Source organism: Undibacterium sp. Ji83W, from assembly GCF_049340385.1.
Lineage (GTDB): Bacteria > Pseudomonadota > Gammaproteobacteria > Burkholderiales > Burkholderiaceae_D > Undibacterium.
The window spans coordinates 548562-565794 of record NZ_JBMPOZ010000002.1; the positions used below are offsets into that span (position 1 = coordinate 548562).

14 protein-coding genes are annotated in these 17233 nt (G+C 51.5%); all 14 read right to left on the minus strand.

The features are described from left to right. Window positions 1-5: 5 nt before the first annotated feature. Genes ACO0LD_RS06585 through ACO0LD_RS06650 form a run of 14 tightly spaced genes read right to left on the minus strand, consistent with a single transcriptional unit; the run spans window position 6 to window position 17223 of the window. Window positions 6-779, minus strand: coding sequence for a hypothetical protein (locus ACO0LD_RS06585; protein ID WP_423004943.1), 774 nt, complete (start codon window positions 777-779; stop codon window positions 6-8). 27 nt (window positions 780-806) lie between these two features. Further along, window positions 807-1451: a hypothetical protein gene (locus ACO0LD_RS06590; RefSeq protein WP_423004945.1), complete on the minus strand. Its 645-nt coding sequence runs from the start codon at window positions 1449-1451 to the stop codon at window positions 807-809. Then, window positions 1451-5731 carry a hypothetical protein gene (locus ACO0LD_RS06595; protein ID WP_423004947.1) on the minus strand — a complete coding sequence of 1427 codons (4281 nt, stop codon included), beginning with the start codon at window positions 5729-5731 and terminating at the stop codon, window positions 1451-1453. Before ACO0LD_RS06595 ends, ACO0LD_RS06590 begins: the two co-directional genes overlap by 1 nt. 13 nt (window positions 5732-5744) lie before the next feature. Continuing rightward, entirely contained in the window at window positions 5745-6569 is an 825-nt protein-coding gene (locus ACO0LD_RS06600; RefSeq protein ID WP_423004949.1) for a hypothetical protein, read from the minus strand. Continuing rightward, window positions 6566-7546 (minus strand): phage tail protein, encoded by a 981-nt coding sequence (locus ACO0LD_RS06605; protein WP_423004951.1) that lies wholly within the window; start codon window positions 7544-7546, stop codon window positions 6566-6568. The genes ACO0LD_RS06600 and ACO0LD_RS06605 overlap by 4 nt, the downstream gene beginning before the upstream one ends. After that, window positions 7543-8658 (minus strand): hypothetical protein, encoded by a 1116-nt coding sequence (locus ACO0LD_RS06610; RefSeq protein WP_423004953.1) that lies wholly within the window; start codon window positions 8656-8658, stop codon window positions 7543-7545. Before ACO0LD_RS06610 ends, ACO0LD_RS06605 begins: the two co-directional genes overlap by 4 nt. Before the next feature lie 5 nt (window positions 8659-8663). Next, window positions 8664-12005 carry a hypothetical protein gene (locus tag ACO0LD_RS06615; protein WP_423004955.1) on the minus strand — a complete coding sequence of 1114 codons (3342 nt, stop codon included), beginning with the start codon at window positions 12003-12005 and terminating at the stop codon, window positions 8664-8666. Window positions 12006-12016: 11 nt separating this feature from the next. Continuing rightward, window positions 12017-12196 (minus strand): hypothetical protein, encoded by a 180-nt coding sequence (locus ACO0LD_RS06620; RefSeq protein ID WP_423004957.1) that lies wholly within the window; start codon window positions 12194-12196, stop codon window positions 12017-12019. A gap of 24 nt (window positions 12197-12220) precedes the next feature. After that, window positions 12221-12613: a GPW/gp25 family protein gene (locus ACO0LD_RS06625; RefSeq protein ID WP_423004959.1), complete on the minus strand. Its 393-nt coding sequence runs from the start codon at window positions 12611-12613 to the stop codon at window positions 12221-12223. 2 nt (window positions 12614-12615) lie between these two features. Next, window positions 12616-13023, minus strand: coding sequence for a PAAR domain-containing protein (locus tag ACO0LD_RS06630; RefSeq protein WP_423004961.1), 408 nt, complete (start codon window positions 13021-13023; stop codon window positions 12616-12618). Between the two features lie 16 nt (window positions 13024-13039). After that, complete coding sequence (locus tag ACO0LD_RS06635; protein ID WP_423004963.1) at window positions 13040-13654, minus strand: phage baseplate assembly protein V; 615 nt, start codon at window positions 13652-13654, stop codon at window positions 13040-13042. Continuing rightward, window positions 13651-14697, minus strand: coding sequence for a phage late control D family protein (locus ACO0LD_RS06640; RefSeq protein ID WP_423004965.1), 1047 nt, complete (start codon window positions 14695-14697; stop codon window positions 13651-13653). Before ACO0LD_RS06640 ends, ACO0LD_RS06635 begins: the two co-directional genes overlap by 4 nt. Continuing rightward, window positions 14690-15334 (minus strand): peptidoglycan-binding protein LysM, encoded by a 645-nt coding sequence (locus ACO0LD_RS06645; RefSeq protein WP_423004967.1) that lies wholly within the window; start codon window positions 15332-15334, stop codon window positions 14690-14692. The genes ACO0LD_RS06640 and ACO0LD_RS06645 overlap by 8 nt, the downstream gene beginning before the upstream one ends. Next, the gene (locus ACO0LD_RS06650) at window positions 15334-17223 is read right to left on the minus strand and encodes a hypothetical protein (protein WP_423004969.1); all 1890 of its coding nucleotides are present in this window, start codon (window positions 17221-17223) and stop codon (window positions 15334-15336) included. Before ACO0LD_RS06650 ends, ACO0LD_RS06645 begins: the two co-directional genes overlap by 1 nt. Window positions 17224-17233 lie beyond the last annotated feature (10 nt).

Sequence of the window (17233 nt, forward strand, 5' to 3'; positions counted from 1 at the left end):
TTTCCTCACCAAAACAGATGCCACTGACCATCAAGCCAGGCACCATGTCCTTGCAGCGTAATGCGATACTGCCCCGCCCCGGAAGGAAAGCCCCTGGCCTGGTGATACGTAACGCCGGAATGTACGAATACACCTCCCAGAGAGTACGGTACAAGCTTGCTGTCGGCTTGTTTCAGCAAGGCCAGGGCTTCTTCAGTGTCCATATCTCCGATATCAGATTCAGTGTACGACCATAGCTTCATGCCAGCCCCATGTGCTGGCATGGCTATTGGCAAAGTAAAGGACAGGGTAGGCACTTTGAGGCCATTGACCACATCTGGCAAACCAACCGCCATGTGGGCAGTATCGACATGAATCGGGTTACCAGGCACACCCGCCCCATCACGACGCTTGAACCAAGGAGCATGCATGATGTCGTAATAGTCCGAATACGCAAATAGCGGGTTAGCAGTGAGGATATGAAAGCCTGGCAGGGCCAGACCAGGCGAGAAGATAACCGGTTGATTCAAGCGCGCCTGCAGGGCACTGAGCACGGCATCATATACGTCGCCAAACTGATCAAGTAGAAATGGATTGAACTGCTGCATCAGGCGTTCGTAAGGACGTCCGGGATTAGCGGCAATATCATAGTAATTGGTGGCACCAAGAGTAAACAAAGGCAGCTGGGCATGACGAGGCAACCAGAACGCGTCGATATCAAGCACCCGCTCCAGAATCTGACGGCAGGTTCCTTCGTCGAATACCGGATGGATAAAATCTTCTGAAATACCAACGTCCATGTTCTGGCTTTCTGTGTTTGCGCTGTTTTACCAGTACAGCAAAAGCTGCCCATCTTTGCGTACGGCGTGGCCTTGCAGGGTAATACGTTCGAGTTTACTGTGACAATTAAGCACGGCCTGATGCATTTGAAGACCATCATGCACAACCAGCTCACCATTTCGGTACGGTACAAACACCGGATTACCGCCCTCTTCCGGCCACCAGTTCAAGCCACTGCCATCAGGATTACTTATTGGTAAGGTAAAAGTGTATACATCACTGTCAGCAAAGACCTGCTCCGGGAAGACATCACGGTACTGGGTATCACGATGGATTTTGGCGACCGGAAATGCAAACACCGGATGCGGCTGATAGATATGAAACCCTGGCCACGCCGCCTGACTGGCCAAATGCACCGGCTCCTCAAAATGCCTTTGCATTCCGGCTTGCACCAGATCGAACAAGGCTTGAAAATGGCTTCCCAAAAAATGGTTGTTAGCATCCAGCATCGCTTGATCACGATACAGGGACCGTGATCCATCGCGGCAATCCAGGTAGGCCGTCAAACCCAGCGTATAAAACGGCACTTCTTGGCGCCGCTTGCGCCAATGCCCGTTCAGGAACAAGGTAGTGAGAACCCAGTCTTCGCATTCATCGTCTTTCAGCAAAGGCAGGTGGACCATCGCACTCATCAGCTGTTCCCTCCGGCATCGTTGTCAGTGTTTGCAGGTGGAGTTGTTGCCCCCGACGCTGCCTCTGTGTCTGGTTGCGCAACTGGTGCCGGTGCATTCGTGGTATTGGTGACAGGCTCGGTGACTGGTACGGCAATTGCCGGTGCTACTGCATCTGCCGCGCTAGGCGGCGTAATCGGGGGCGTCATCGCGACCTCGGGGCGGGTTCTGCCATCGCCCACCAGCGTCACCAGGCCGCGCAACAAGCTGCGCCTGTCGTCGGTTGAAAACTGCATATCGAGTGATTGCTGCAAGCTATCAATAAACAGGTCCACATTTTTCTTGATGAGACTGAGGTTATTTCGATTGGCATCACTTTCATTGATCTGCACCAGTGCCTTGATCCCATCCCCTAACACCGCCTCCTGCTCTGGTGTGAACTGGTGACCAGTAAGTTTGCTGGTTGTGTCGATCAAGTCCTGCACACTTTGCTCATCCAGCGGCTTGGCCACTACGTCGCCATTCGGCGCGGTAGAGCACACAATTTTTTGTAATTCCTGTACGAATTGCTGCCGTTCAGCTTCGCTAGCGCTGGTATTCGTGACGGAATCAAGTACCTTGGTCAAATTGCTGACGCGCTGATTTATCGTGTCTTGAACGCTGGTTGCCAAGCCCCCGTTAGCACCCGGTGTCGGCACCACCATATTGTGCAGGCTCTGGTGAAATTGGTCTGCCACATTGCTGCTGTCAACTGCTTCTGTGCTGCTTGTATTTGTGCCCACAGGTACCGTGTCGACATCTGTCCGGGGCATTTCGCCCGGTGCTACAGGTTGGCTGTTGGCATCGATCTTGTCAGAGGCAGTCGCCGCATTACCCTGAGCGGACTCTGGAGATTCCGGGGTTACAGGAACTATGGGAACTACGGGAACTACGGGAACTACGGGAGCTACGGGAACTACGGGAGCTACGGGAGCTACACTTGCACTGCTTGATACACCGCTGATTTCAGAATTGGGGATAGAAGAAAGTTGAACTGCCAACTGATTCAGATCATCGACCGATGGGCCGGGTGCATTAGTAAGCGTGGAACTGGCAGCAACTGCTTGCGGCATGGCTTTCACCATACTGACGTCACTTCCAGACAATGCCATTGCTGAAGCAACCGCAGTATCAGGAGTAAGCGGTGTCACCGAATCAGCTGACGCAACCGATATCTCATGTGAAGCAGGTGAATCAGATGCAACAGGCGGCGTATAAGGAGAAGCAGAGCCATTCCCCAGCGGAATCCAATAGATGACAGCATTAGGTGACGCAAAGCCGCGAATACCGGACTGGAATGTGACGTTCCAGAATTCCCCTTTTCGCACCGGCATGGTAAACGAACCAGGAACAGCAACCCATGAAGTCGTCGATCCTTTACCATCGGGTGTGGTGTATTGCACCGTGGTCGTGGCCGCTGCCATGGTACAAACCACATTACCATTTGAACTGCCAGTGCGACTGGTGGCGGTAATCACCCCCCAATACAAGCCATTCGAACTCATCTGCGAAATCACTCCATAGACAAAGCCATCTGTCGTAGCCTGAATAGAGTTAACAGAAATATTACTGGAGGATAATGACCAGGACTGGCGTGAGCCAAGCAAACTGACCGCGCCTGCCGCATCAATACTCAAACCAGTCACGTTCAAGGCATTGCTGATGGCGGTGGGGGTTTGCACACTGGTGGTGCCAACCACTGCAGGTGCCTGCAACTGGGTAGTACTACTCACATTGCCAGTGACAGTGACTGTTCCTTGTACAGACAATGTGGGGCTCACTGTCACCGCCGTGGTACTTACTGTCAACAGGTTATTAGTTCCGGCTGGCCCACCCACAGTCAATAAATTGCCACTGGGGGCAGCGTTGTTGATGGTAATCGATTGCTTGGCCAGCAAGGTATTGACGGTCAGGTCATCAAAGTTGCCACCACCAGAAAAACTGACTGCGCCGTTAACTTGCAAAGCGTATGCCGGGTTGATACCCGTCAATTCTACGTTGATGCCGACAGTATTTGGACACTTGGGATCGCTGTTATTCACGATCAACATCGCAGGTGGTAAGGTGGCTTCTGTTTTCTCATCCAGAACCCCATTGTCACTGTTCGTCTGGAACTTGGCCAGCAAGCCATTGGTGACCATGAAGGCCGATGTAGCGGCATTAAACAGCGGTGTGGAATTGTCAAGCCTGGTCACCAGCGTTAAGGTATTCTGGTCGGTGACGCTGTCCACCCTCCAGGATTGTGGCGCCCCACTAATCACGGGTGAGGCGATAATCTGGCCAGTTTTGCTTGGAAATGCGTCCAAAAAATTACTGCCATCACCAGTCACAATCAGGCTACCTGATTCTGCAACAGTGATCGTCCCCTTTCCTTTAACCGGAGTAGAATCATCCACTGAATATTGCCATTCCAATCCGTTGACTATTCCCGAAAACGCACTCTTCAGTGTCAATGAAGTATTGCTGGTAACCGATACTACGTCACAGGTTTGTACAATTGCTGCCGACGCGGTAAAGCGGGGAATGATCACTGTATCTCCCGCGCTGAGTTGTGTGAAGGTGGTTCCATTACCATTGATGGTAGTGCCATCGCTGGTAATCGTACCGGTTCCACTGGTCACGTCCCCGGTTGCAGCAGACAACACTGAGAACGCCGAAGCGATGACCGGAATCGCAAACTGCGGGTTGACTTTCATGACGGTGTCACTGGTCGGTTGACTGGCCAGGACGGCACGTTGTTCGTTCAAGGTACCAATGGCCAACATATCGCCCGGTTTGACCTGATCCACAAACGCGGTATTGTAGCCTGTGACGACGGTATTATCGATGCGCGAAATCACACCACTACCAATAATCGCCAGACCACCACCGACACTCAGCGAGGCTTTCGGGTTACTGTCCTGAATGCCGACATTGCCAGAGTTATAGTACAAATTACTGGCATTGGAACCAGGTGTTTCCTTGACCCAGTCGCTAATGATGTTCAGGTTTTTCAGGCCCGATCCATTGCCCTCGAAACTTTGCGCAACGATCTTGCCACTGGAGGTAATGCCTGTAGTATTGATATTGCCATTGACATCAAGCGTGGCCGTTGGGGTCCCGCCACTCAAGGCAATGCCTACCTTGCGATCCGGGGTGATGGTCAGGGCATTGGGGCCGGCTTGCTCATTGTTGGCTGCTGCTACTGCGCCAAGACCGACAGAACCATCGTAATTAACCTGAAACAGGCTGCTGGCACTGCTATTGACAGCAAAACGGGCCAAGGCAGCGCGAATATAGGTGTACGTAGTATTGGTGAGATCAGGTGAAAACGGTGTATCGACCTTGACTAAAGAACCTTGGCTCATAATGGTTTTGATTGTGCGTTTTTGCTGTACACCGTTGCCAACCGACTGATCAGAAATCAGGACGTCACCCACCTGGAAAGGTGGCGATGTCACTACATCAAAGCTAACTTGCACGCCCTTGGTGGTAAAAGTCCCGCGGCCCTTGAAAGTAACTGCATCAATTTGCAAATTGGCGACCGGCTGGTCCACCCCGACTCCGAAATTGCCGCGACTACTCAAGTGCCCCATAAACTGGCTACGCGGTGCGTCAAACTCCAGGTAGTAATTAGTCTGATCACCCGAACCTTCGGTTTGAGCCAAGATCTGGGCATGCCCCGCTTCAGGCATTACCGTTGTTTCAGCCACAATTTCATTGGCATTGACACCCGAGTCAGCTGTAATGAAGCGCACGGCACCAACGCTGGTGGCCACATACTGGCGCTGTTTGTTTTGCGACTGGTAAGTGAGCTTGCTGATGCTTTTATTGTCATCAAATGACACTGCGGCCAACAAGATATTGATGCCTGGTTCATCCAGATTACGCAGGTATTTCAATTGCGGTTGCTGGACTATACGCTTGTAACCTGGTGTGCCGGTCTCATCACTGTAATCGGCAAAAACTTCAGCATAGTTGATGGTAATGAAATAGGTGGTGGATGGCTGAATGTCATTCAATGACAATGCCATCTTTTGCAATAAAATGATTTGCCGACCAAGCTGGTCAATCGCCACTCCGGCAGATACCTGCACCTGTTGTACGCCATTATTGGCTTCCGGCTCTGATACGACCAGCCCGGTCGCAATACCGTAGGTATACAAGCTGGCATTATGGGTCGCCAGCATACCCATCTGAAATGACTGTTCGCAGATAAAATCATCAGTCAACAATGCTTCGCCGGTGAAATAATGTGGGCGTTCTATACGTAAAGAGCTCATGAACAAAGCATTTTCAAGAATTGGAGACGGCAATCCAGTTCAACACCACACTGCTGGTGGTGCTGGTGCTGGTATTAGTGCTGGCGCTGGCAGTTTTACTGTCGGTGGCTGGTGCACTTTGTACGGCAGTCAGTGTCACTACAAACTGGGTAGTATCAGATGCCACCGCCAGGGCATAAGGAATGCTGCCCTGCACAGTGACGGTAACCATGGGGGCGGTGGTGAATGTCGTACCCGTGGTCGGAAAAACCACCGTCGCGGTGGTACTGGTGCCCGCCTTTGTCAGATTGCCGCTATCAACAGTGACACTACCTTTCAATGCATTGGCCATACTCACCAGTGATGAATTCAGCATTGTCGGTTGCAAATACACGGGCTGGCTGTTGTTGGCCACACTACTGATGGTAGTACCGCTGGCCACTCCAGTGGCCAACTGCACTGCGCCACTAGGCACACTGCTGCCTATCATTACCTGTGCGGTATAACTCAGCACCGGCGAGCCGGTGGCTACCGGCGTACCGATCGCGGGGTACTGGGCATATACATAAAACGGATTGGTCAGTGTAGCAGGCATAGCGACTGGTGTGCCGTTACTGGCTACCACCAGCAAGTGCCCGGCACCATCAATCCCGACACCCGATGACACGATCAAGGAATTACCTTGCTGTGTTACCTGCATCCCTCCGGCAAACACCCCTGGCGTAAACGTGCATTGGTTTTGCAGGTAAATCCAATTGTTGAAATACGCCTGCTCTGCCGTCATGTTGGCCGAAGTCAAAAACATGCCATCGGTATACAGCAGGCTTTGCATGATATTGGAAGGTATGGTCAGGCTCATGTTGTTATTCCTTGTTCACCAAGTAAAGAGTTGATGCCCAGTTGCGAAGCATGACCGCTTGGCTGCAACTGCATGCTGGGTATCAGCAAGATATCGAATTGACTGCCTGCAGGTCTGATTTTGCGTAATATCTGGCGCAATTGCGTCAATACCGACTGGATTTGCACTACGTTCTGACTGGTCAAAATATAGTTGCCGTTATAGGCATTCGGTAACAGGAGCTTGACCACAAACAGCCACGGCAAATAGCCCGACACTACGGGCGAACCAGTCTGATATGCACTTTGCAGCACAAACGCCTGGCTGACCTGGTTACTGACCGGGAATGCTGGTACGGTCGGGTTGCTGACGACGACAGACATTTGACCGGTGATACTGCTTTGCGTGTTATTCGCGCTGAAGCTCACGCCTGTCATGGTCGTCGGCAAATCAAGCAGCAGGTTGATCATCATACTCATGCCTTGTGGGGTACCTCGCAGCCGGTACAGAGCCATGATCTCGGCCACTACAGTGCGTTTCTTATCGATGCTCCAGCTATTGTCCACTACCAGATCAACCCAGCCCCCCAACCAAACCAGGAAATCGTTCAACCAGCCAGTAATCCCCGACAGCGGATCAGTTTGTGCAGTTTGCTTGGTATTGCTATACCCAGCCATCAGATCGCTACTGTCGGGCACGCCGATGTAAGTATTTAATTCTGTCAATAATTGGGTTTCATCATTCGTACTGGCTCCCGAAATGGGCGGAATGAAGTCACTGTCGGTAGGCGGAAACAAGAATGACAAGCGCGGGTAAAACAGATTGCCAATCACTGGCGCAGCCAACAGCTCGGCGATACCCTTGCGACTATTGAGTTCGGTATCGGGGATGCCAGTCAGGATTTTTTCAAAAATCTGCAAATACTGGGTCAGGAAAGCCGGGCTGGTGGTGCTGTAGACCGCCGGCAAGTAGCGCAGGTAACCTGGTGTCTGGCTCATACCTGGCTCCCCTTGGCAGTAATGTCAAGACAACGCAAACGCGGCAGTCCATGATAAAACTGCCCTGCAGTACCCGACGGCAAATTAGCCAGTTGCGCGTTCACGTCCAGGCAGGCGGTTTGCGATAGCTCAATGGTGGGGAAATAATTCATGTCAAAGGATGAAATCGCTTCTATCCCTGCCACATTCAATACCAGGTGTTGCACCGCGTCGGCAACGGGAGCCACATCATATTCCCAGCCCTGGTTATTGGGGCCGCCCAGCAAAGGTAAAAAATAACGAAACAGTTTGCCAAACACTTCGTTCAGCGTCACATCGATACGGGTATTGGCAGCACACAATACCGTAATCGACAAATTGATATCTGTCCTTTGCGCAGACCTTACCCGGACGACATTGCCACCTATGACCCGCGCTGCCAGATATTGCTGCACGTTCTTGATCAAGGTTTGTAATGCCGCGCTATTGTTATTGGAAACTATCATGGCCAGTTTGCGCATGGTATTGGCAGAGCCTTGATATTGTTGCTGATTCGGATATATAGGAAATTGATAGCTGGGCCGGGCATCGCTCAAGATATAGGCAATACTCCCCTCCTGTGCCACCTGGGCATACGCATTGGCCACTAACAAGGGTTTGGTGGAAGTTCCGCCCGCATTTTGGGCAATCATCTGATTAGTTTCACGCGCCAGGGTTTCAATGTTGTCCAGCGTCAGGGCCAGGTAGGGATGATCAACATAACTGAGTACTGCTTTTTGCAAGTCTGTAGCCGAGAGGCTGGCACCTGCCTCGACTTTGGCCAGCACCTCTTGCAAGGCCAAAAATGCAAAGTCATAATTATCTATCGCCGCCTGGCTGTAAGCCGTCTGGTTGCTCGAAAATGCCAGACCCAGCACCCAGCGCAAATCGTTTTGTTGAGTGGCAAGCGGGATGGCATTTGCCTGGTATAACAGTGATTCATCCAGCCAGGCCAGCAATTGCAGCAAGGTGATGCCAGGATCAGAATCATTGTAATCAGTCCATTGACTGGTATATTGCGGAATGCGCCGCATCAAGTCCTGCACCAATTGCTGCCAGGTTTTTCTATCCAGGTTGGGCAATTCGAAAGACATGGCGATTACCCCAGTGAAAGATAAATTTGCATACGTCCCGCAACAGGTAATTCAGTTGGCCCCAGTGTCACATTGCCATTTTGCTTGTTATTCAAACTCAAGCCCTGCACCAGTACAACTTGCGGAATATGTGCCAGGAATGTACTGACCGATGAAGCCAATACGGTTTGCCCGAAATCCCAGCCCTGTCCGCGCAGGCCACCAAATACAGGTTGAAAAAATGCCTGTAACAGACTGACAATCTGCTCTTGCACGGCATTGAGTTGGTCTGATGTGGTATTGACTAAAAGCTGGGCTGTCACTGTCACGGGCACAAAATCGGGCGGCGAGACGGTAATACGCTGCGCCAGAGCCGCCAGACAATGTTGGCGTGCAGCGGTCAGTACGGTATTTTGCAAGGCGGGCGTGGTGTAAGGCACAGGATCGGCCGACAAGGCCAGCACGGCAATCTGTATCATGCTACCAACTTCGACTGCACGCGCTTTGGTCACTTCAGCACTGGCTGCTGCCGCAATGACGGTGATATCTGCCAGTTGCACAGCGTAACCACCGCTGCGGATTTTAGCCGGGCTGGTAGCATTGATATTGGCAATGGTGTCACCATTCACGCCACCACTGGCGGCTGCGGGATTGAACACCGCCGTGATATTTGTGATACCGGGGCGCAGCAAATTAATGGTTTGCGCGGGGACATTGGCTTGCAAGCCCTGGGTATATTCATAATAAGCGACAATGACATTATTATGACCAACGGGTGGAATCATGCCATGGTAACCATCGCCAAAGGTGACAAGCCCAGTTTGAAAATCCAGTGTATACACCCGGCTGTCGGGACCACTGAAGACAAAATTATCTACCATTTCCCACGCCATCGCCACTTCATCACTGCCGACACTGATACCAAATTCAGCGGCCACGGCTGTGCCGGATTGCGCGCTGAGGGTGTTGCTGTTGTTTGGGCCGTCAGTCACCATACTGGCACCATCCGTCGTTGAGTTTTTGATGGTGCTTGCTGTCGAGCTTGATGTGTTGGCATTGGTCTTGGCCACCTTGGCGATCACGTCGCCCAGACTGAGGCCATTTTTGCTGCTGTTGCTGCCGCTGGTCTGTGCATTACTACTGTCAAAGCCAATACCGCTGGCAGTATTGGCTGCATCCGTCGCGATCAGGTCTTCTATGAGCAAGCCTACTGGTTCCAGCACTACCACTTGCAGGTTGGCCAGCACAGGTGTGTAATTCAATTCAAAAGTCTGAAACTGCTGCGCATTGCCAGAACCCAGCACTTCATTGATCACGCTGGTAATATTGCTGGCCATCACCGTGTTAGGGTACATGCCATAAATTCGGATAGTACGATCCACACGCGCATTGACAATCCTGAACCAATAGGCAGACTGAGAAAACAGATACGCTTCCTGCATGGCAGCGGGTATCGTAAAGCTGACTATGCCTGATCGTGACAAGCCATAAGTACTGTCATCAACCGACAGTTTTTGCCACGCCAGCCCATCAAAATATTGCCAGATCAGAGTGCCGCCAGCTTGTGCCTGTTCCTGTTGCAGATAAAAATACAGCGTCATTTTATTGCCCAGGCTCATACTGCCAAAATCGCCGGGCGCGAAGGCAAAGAAAAAACTGGTCAGCAACTCTTTCACGGGTTTGAATGGGCTGAACAAAAAACGGCTCAGGTCAAATGCGTTATAGCACCAGTAGCTACTGGGCTTGTTCACATATGCATAGGTAATTTGTGCCGACTGGACAAAAGGGGGAAAATATTTGGAACTGGTGAAGGTATAAGAAAAATTCACTCCAGCCGTATTATTAAGGTAATTGATAACATCTGGTTTGACGCTGGAGTCGAGGATGGAATCAGGAATGCCATTAATCGTCGCACTGACACTGCTGGTCTCAAAGCCACCATCCTGGCCGTAACCACCACTGGCGATCACTACTCGCATCCATAATCCTTTACCACCAGCTACCGTGGTTTCGCTAATAACCGGGCATTGAAACTGGATATATGCAGGACCGTTGGCATTATTCTGTTGCAGATTATTGGATTGATCGACAAAATCATAAGTACTGACATCGGTTTGGGTTTCATTGAACGATTGCCATGCTGTGCCATCCCAAAACTGCCAATTCAACACGACAGGCATCACGACTTTGACCGGTACCACCTGAAACGCGATCGTTATCCTGGCGCCGGTTTTACCAAACACCGCATCGGAACGCAGGTAAAACGCATCGTTTTGCGCAGGCGTTTCGCCAAAGGGATAGACGCCATTGCCAACATCAAGTAACACCGTGTTATAGGCAGCCTGTTGAGGCTGAATTTGCTTGCCATTCATCGTACATTGCAAGCCGGTAATCACTGGCAACTGCGCTTCCTGCGCTGACAAAACTTTCATGCCAGGCGCAGGCTGGACCAGCAACCAATACATCGCAGGATCATCGCTACTGGTTTTGGGTGAGGCTGCAAATCCGGCCTCAATCTCTTCGGCGTGATACAACTCCTCCTGCAACTGCGCTGTTGTCAGTGCATCTGCCCTTGGTGTGCTCTGCAAGCTGATATCGAGCCTGAGATTGTCTGGCGAAGCAACAGCCGTCGATTCAAGAGACTGCATGGCACCATCGAACCATTGCTCAAAATATTCGGGATATAGATTCTTGCCAGTCAAGCTGATGACGATGCTTTGCAAGGAATCATCCGGTTTAAATAACTGGCTGTCTCCCATCATGAACCAGTGTCCCAAAGCTTGCTCAACCGGATCACTGCTTTGATCGGTGACAAACAAGGGAATGCTGGCAGCAGGAGATAATACGCTGCCGCCGTTGGTAGCACTGTTGGCGACCACTCCGACCTGACCACTTAAAATCAAAGGCAAGGCATCAATATACTGGTCTTGTGCCGGAATAATGGTCATGGCTGCCACCAGGCTTGCAGGCAGCACCAGCAAATCGCTATTTGTTTGAAAATGCAAGGATTGATTATCGCCATCCAGTACTGGCGTCTGGGCTGGCACAGCTTGCGCAGCTTGATCCTGTTGCAATTGAAATTGCAAGACCGCCTGGGCTGGAATTGGCGGACGCAGGTTCATGTTCATGAACTGGAAAAATGCCAGCCGTCTTTGCAAGGGCATCTGGTTTTCGATTTTGGCGGTATAAGCGGCCAGATGTGCAAACAGATTCAGTAATACCAGCCCTGGGTCCTGATTAATATCCTGCTTGGTCGGCACAGCGGTGGGCCAGTAGTCAGCCCACTCTGGCGCATACGCCAATGCCAATTCCAGCACCTGGCTGTAAAAAGCATCGTCATCACGAAAATCAAGGATAGGATCTGTCATCGTCAGTTCAGTCAGTTCTTGGTCGCCTGCTCATTTTCGGCCATCAATTCCTCCAATACTTGAATCGCGCCACTGATGCGTATCAGGGTAGCCTGCAATTCACGTCTTTTCTGATCCATGTCCAGCATTTGCGCTTCCCCTGCTTCTTGGTTGCGTTTCAGATCTTGTATCCTTGCTTTGATAATTTCCATGTCCATGCTGGTTTGACTCCGTATCTATGATTTAAGAAAAAATGGGTAAACCAGATTACCTGGTTGATTAGAGGTACGAATGACATAACTGACTGAAATGGTCAGGCAGTTCGGTGTTTTAGGATCAATCCCTGCGGCCACCTGAGTGACGACGACGCGCGGCTCCCAACGATCCAGTGCCTGCTTGACATACAACTGCGCCAGGCTGACCGAGGTGGCATTACCCGCTGCAAACACCAGTTCATTGATGCGGCAACCAAAGCCGGGCAGCATCACACGTTCGCCAGGTGCAGTTTGCAGGATGATCAAAATCGCCTGTTCAATGTCAGTGGCATCACTAGCCATCAACACCCGCCCGCCCTGGGTGGCTACCGGAAAAGCCCAACCTTTCCCCAGAAAATCTGCACTGTTGGCCATGACTAGCCTATCAAGACGGTGGACATACCCAACACTTGCACCGTAGGCGGTGGCGCTTGCGGTCCCACTGGTGGGATATCGTGACAGGTCTCGCAAAAATCACCCGCACGTGCCGCGGCCTTGCTATTGATACGCACCCGCATGCTGCCTATGATCACCCGTCCCAAATTGGTCGGTGGCACCTGAAAAGTGCCACTGGTTGGAATATGCGGTGGAATATTAGTCGCCATCGATCCGACAGTAGCAGCAGGTCGACTATTGATACGCACATTCAAACTGGTATTGGCATTGATCTTGCCGTTAAATGGAAACGGTTGTGGAGTCGGCACCGGGCCACCCGGCGAAGGCACCAGTACAATATGAATATCGGCCGCATTCACTATGCTGTCGCCCAATTTTGCCGCTGGCATACCCATTCCCTGCTCCCTAGTTAATATCGATCATGGTGGCTGACAGCTTCAGGTTGGTACCGCCTGTCAGTTGCATGCTGGCCGCAGTCAGATCAGCCTTGACGCTGCCGCCGGTATTTTGTACCACCACCTGGGCGCCCTTGATATTAATGCTGCCAACAGCACTGATACTGATATCACCCTGACTGATCAAGCTGATTTTATTAGCGCTAGTATCAATAAGGACTTGATTGTTTTTGTTATCGACAATACTGATTTTTCCTTGATCAGAATCATCGAAGGTAATGGTCTTGCCACCTTTGGTTTTAATCACACGGATAGTTTGCTGTTGCTCCACATTAGCAACCGGCGGCTTTTGCTGCCCATTCCACAAAAAACCCAATACATAGGGCTTACTCGGGTCACCATCGGCAAAGGCCACCAGGGCAGAATCGCCGACTTGCGGTAAAAAAAAAGCCCCGCTACTAGTTCCGGCAAAGAAACTCATGATCTGCACCCAGTCAGATTCTATCTGTGCGCCTTTGAGTGAGAACTTCACCTTGATACGTCCCAGATTTTGCTCATCACGGGTATTGCTGACCGTCGCCAGTGCTACCCCTGGGCTGAATTCACCCATATCGTCGTTCATCATATGCCGGTTCTCCTGATCTTCAGTGTGGTTTTGTAACCGGTACTATCGTCGTAGCTATGCGTACTGGAGGTAATGTAATAAATACCGTTATAGCGGGTAGACAGGCCAGTCAGTTTGATATTGACGCCCGCCACCAGCTGGTTGTCACCCACCAGGTTCACGCTGCCTTCGATGAAACTCTGCAAGTTGGCCTGATACTGCGCTTTGGCTACCGCCTGCAAGGCTTGCGGGTCGCTGATATTGGGGCACTCCACCAAAATCTGGCTACTGGGAAAATCATTTGCCGCCTGATACCCGGTTTCGCTGCCCCCCATGGTTTCCTGTGGCGTGCTTGACGCTGCCACTGCCGTCAGCACCTTGTTGGTTTCAATGTCGTAACCCGTAGCCGTGACTTCATCACCCTGGGTAGGCAGCTTCATGTTCAGGTTGACATCATCCATGTCACGTGGAAACTGTAAGGTCTTGAGTGCGCTGCCACCTTCTGCAGAAGGGCGAAATATCAGCGTGGTATCGTTCATCAGGATTTCATAATTCAATTGCTTGCAGCGATTGAGCACAAACTTGTAGTTGGAGATATTTCTTTGCAAAACATATTGATTCACCAGTGCCGGATTACCAGGGGTTTGAACGGTCAGGCTGCAGGAGCGCGCGACCTGCGTGACGATGGCATTGTCATTCAAATCTTCATAGGTTTTGGTTTGTTTGCCAAACTTCAATCGGTACATGCGGTCAAACCCACGGATCACTGCATTGGATGAGCGGGTACTAAAGTTCGGCTCGACCGCAGTAATATCGCCACTGATCAATTGATGCAGCGTATTCAGGCCCATGAAAATGGTAATTTCATCGCCTGGCTTGAACACATCCAGATCAACATCTTCCCATGTGCCATTGCTGGAAACAATATTGAGCGAAAAACTGAACATGCCCGGCACATTGATTTCATTGGTCACCTGCACATCATGAATATTGGCCAAGATCGAATTGGGCAAGGCACTGCGATTTTTCAGTATCTTGAATGCTCCTGTATTGACGCTAAGCATTGCTCACCCCCGGAAAACCGTCGGCATGCACATCTGGAATAATCAGGTTACGTCCGATATCCTTGATCTGTGGGAAGTTGAGTACGTCGTAAATCTGGTTGGCATCAGCAATCAAGCGCCACTGATTGGCGTCGCCCAGCGTATCCTGGGCAATCAGGTACAGACGGTCACTTTCCTTGACGCGCCATAACTGGCGGCAATTGAAATAACCGCGTGCCTGCAAATCTTCTTCTTCAGTCAGAACGGACTTGAACGTCACCGACAGCTCTGCCCGCACCGGTATGCCGGAGCTCAAAAACATGGTGAATTTTTGATCCAGCTTGGTCACAATGCCGGTAAACAACGGCCCGGCCCAGGTGAACACCACCACTGGCGGCTCCTTGCGGATATTGGTGCCTACGCTGGGTACCGTTAATGCCACAATTTTATTGGTCTTGGTACGCACATCGATTTGCTGTTCATAGGTATCAAAAAATAGTGATACCGTCAGATCATCGTTATTGACGCGCTGAAACTGGATGTTTGAGCCCTCACCCTGCACCATCACGGTTTTGTTGAGCGACAACTCTGTCGGGTTGTACATCACCGGAATTTCTTCGCGGGTTTGCTGCACCACGATCTTGGCCATTTCCAGCATCAATTGGCTCCTTTGCGATAATGTTCAATCGCAGTGCGCTTTTCAACTGCGCTGCACAAGCGGTCTGTCAACACCCGCATGACTGGTGGAGAAAACAGTGAATCGACCACTACCTGATGCAAGACATCCTGATTGCGTTGAGTTAGCTCCTGAACGACTTTCATTTGAATAGTACGCTCCACTGACGTCAGCTGGCTTTGTATGAGTTTTTGCATTTGAACCTGCAAACCATCTTGCCAGGAACGGTTGGTATGGGTTTCGCGCAACACCTGTGTCACGCTCTGACGTGAACGGTAAGGTACCAGTTCCATAGGCTGTGCCACCATGCCGTTTTGGTATGGTGGCTGCACCAAAGGTGGTCCGAACGCCTGCTGCGCTAAAGTAAGACGTACCGATGCTGGCTCAGACATTGCGCTATGTCCGGCCTGTGCTTGCGGATGAGTGCGACGAGCGGCCAATAGTGTGCTGCGCCGCCTGATCCATGCCAGCATATCTGGCACGTTCATGCGACTCGCCATTTCGCGCCAGCGTGCCACCCTGCTCAGGTGTGAAAGACTGGCACGGTCTGCATCAGACTGACGCAACATGGGCTGTTCCAGGTTCACCTGTTGTCGCCCTAAAGCTGGCGATGACGAATAAGCTGGCAAGCGATGCCCAGTTTGTCTTGATACATACTGGCGCAGGCTGGCTTGCCAGATCATATCGACTTGCGCGCGCAGCATCGACGCCACTGTATGCCCTGTTGACCGGGCCTGGCGGGTAGAACCTGACATGCCCGTAACTTTGACCGGTCGCAAATGCAATACCCGCAATAACATACTCTCAGCGGCAGCTCCGCGTACTTCATGTGAGCGCATCACAGTGCGTTGCCAGCGTTTCTGTGCTCCTTGCTGCAAAAACGTCTGCGCCAATGAATTGCCAACATCACGTAAGCGCGAACGTAAATACCAGGGCAGCAGGGTTTCGATGAGCGCTCTTGCTCCAGACCGCACTTCCAGCGCTACACTCGAATGGGTGCGCATCACATTGATCAGATTTCGTCCCTGCTCAGCAAATTCGTATTTCATCTTGCCCGGTGGTGTCAGCAGGCGCAGTAATATGCGCTCTAGCCTGTTGCTGCGTGTCATGCTCACTGTGTGCATGGCTGAAAACACACTGTCGGCATGGCTTTGCGTGGCGGGCCTGGGATTGGTTTTTGATGTTCTTCTGTCGATCCCGATACTGGTTCTGGCCGAGTTGGCCCACACCATGGCTTGACGCTGCAATAAGAGCAATGCAGAACTGGCTCCGGCAATGATGCCGGGGCTGAATTGCGCACGGGCAGTTTGCCTGTTCCGTTGACCAGAAAGCTCCAGCACAAGCGCAGCGCTGTGCTGCATCAAAAGACGTGTCAGCAAAGGTGATGAACCTTGTCTTGCCAGTTTGCCCAGTGGCATGCGCGGTATGGCCAATGCTGCAGAAGCCAGTGTCGGCACCAGTCCAGCATTGCGGGCTTGCGATTTGATGATTAAAATTTGCAGCCAGCGCACCCAGGTCTGTTGCGAGAGCATGGCATGAGAAAGTCGTTTACCCGAAGCATTGCCTTCTGCCTGCCGTCCGGCCTTGCCCCCTTTCTGCAAGGAGCCTCTGCCAGTCTGCATGCTTTTTTGCAGGAATTTACCCACACCCTGTGCCAACAACCTTTGCTGCATTTGCAGCCACTGGATGCGTTGAACAATATGGGTGAAGTGATTCTGGGTGACATTCTGTGGCAACTTCAAATACGCCAGGGTGGTTGGTATATCTGCATCGTGATGCACCTGCATGGTCTGACTCAGTTTAAGCAGACTAGTCAATCGTAGTACCTGTGGCCTGCTCGCCCTGGCAGCATTGGCACTAGCGGTGCGCATGCCCAGTGCC

Coding starts and splice junctions, on each gene's coding strand:
- ACO0LD_RS06585 (WP_423004943.1), bottom strand. CDS start 779: ATGGACGTTGGTATTTCAGAAGATTTTATCCATCCGGTATTCGACGAA.
- ACO0LD_RS06590 (WP_423004945.1), bottom strand. CDS start 1,451: ATGAGTGCGATGGTCCACCTGCCTTTGCTGAAAGACGATGAATGCGAA.
- ACO0LD_RS06595 (WP_423004947.1), bottom strand. CDS start 5,731: ATGAGCTCTTTACGTATAGAACGCCCACATTATTTCACCGGCGAAGCA.
- ACO0LD_RS06600 (WP_423004949.1), bottom strand. CDS start 6,569: ATGAGCCTGACCATACCTTCCAATATCATGCAAAGCCTGCTGTATACC.
- ACO0LD_RS06605 (WP_423004951.1), bottom strand. CDS start 7,546: ATGAGCCAGACACCAGGTTACCTGCGCTACTTGCCGGCGGTCTACAGC.
- ACO0LD_RS06610 (WP_423004953.1), bottom strand. CDS start 8,658: ATGTCTTTCGAATTGCCCAACCTGGATAGAAAAACCTGGCAGCAATTG.
- ACO0LD_RS06615 (WP_423004955.1), bottom strand. CDS start 12,005: ATGACAGATCCTATCCTTGATTTTCGTGATGACGATGCTTTTTACAGC.
- ACO0LD_RS06620 (WP_423004957.1), bottom strand. CDS start 12,196: ATGGAAATTATCAAAGCAAGGATACAAGATCTGAAACGCAACCAAGAA.
- ACO0LD_RS06625 (WP_423004959.1), bottom strand. CDS start 12,613: ATGGCCAACAGTGCAGATTTTCTGGGGAAAGGTTGGGCTTTTCCGGTA.
- ACO0LD_RS06630 (WP_423004961.1), bottom strand. CDS start 13,023: ATGCCAGCGGCAAAATTGGGCGACAGCATAGTGAATGCGGCCGATATT.
- ACO0LD_RS06635 (WP_423004963.1), bottom strand. CDS start 13,654: ATGATGAACGACGATATGGGTGAATTCAGCCCAGGGGTAGCACTGGCG.
- ACO0LD_RS06640 (WP_423004965.1), bottom strand. CDS start 14,697: ATGCTTAGCGTCAATACAGGAGCATTCAAGATACTGAAAAATCGCAGT.
- ACO0LD_RS06645 (WP_423004967.1), bottom strand. CDS start 15,334: ATGCTGGAAATGGCCAAGATCGTGGTGCAGCAAACCCGCGAAGAAATT.
- ACO0LD_RS06650 (WP_423004969.1), bottom strand. CDS start 17,223: ATGCGCACCGCTAGTGCCAATGCTGCCAGGGCGAGCAGGCCACAGGTA.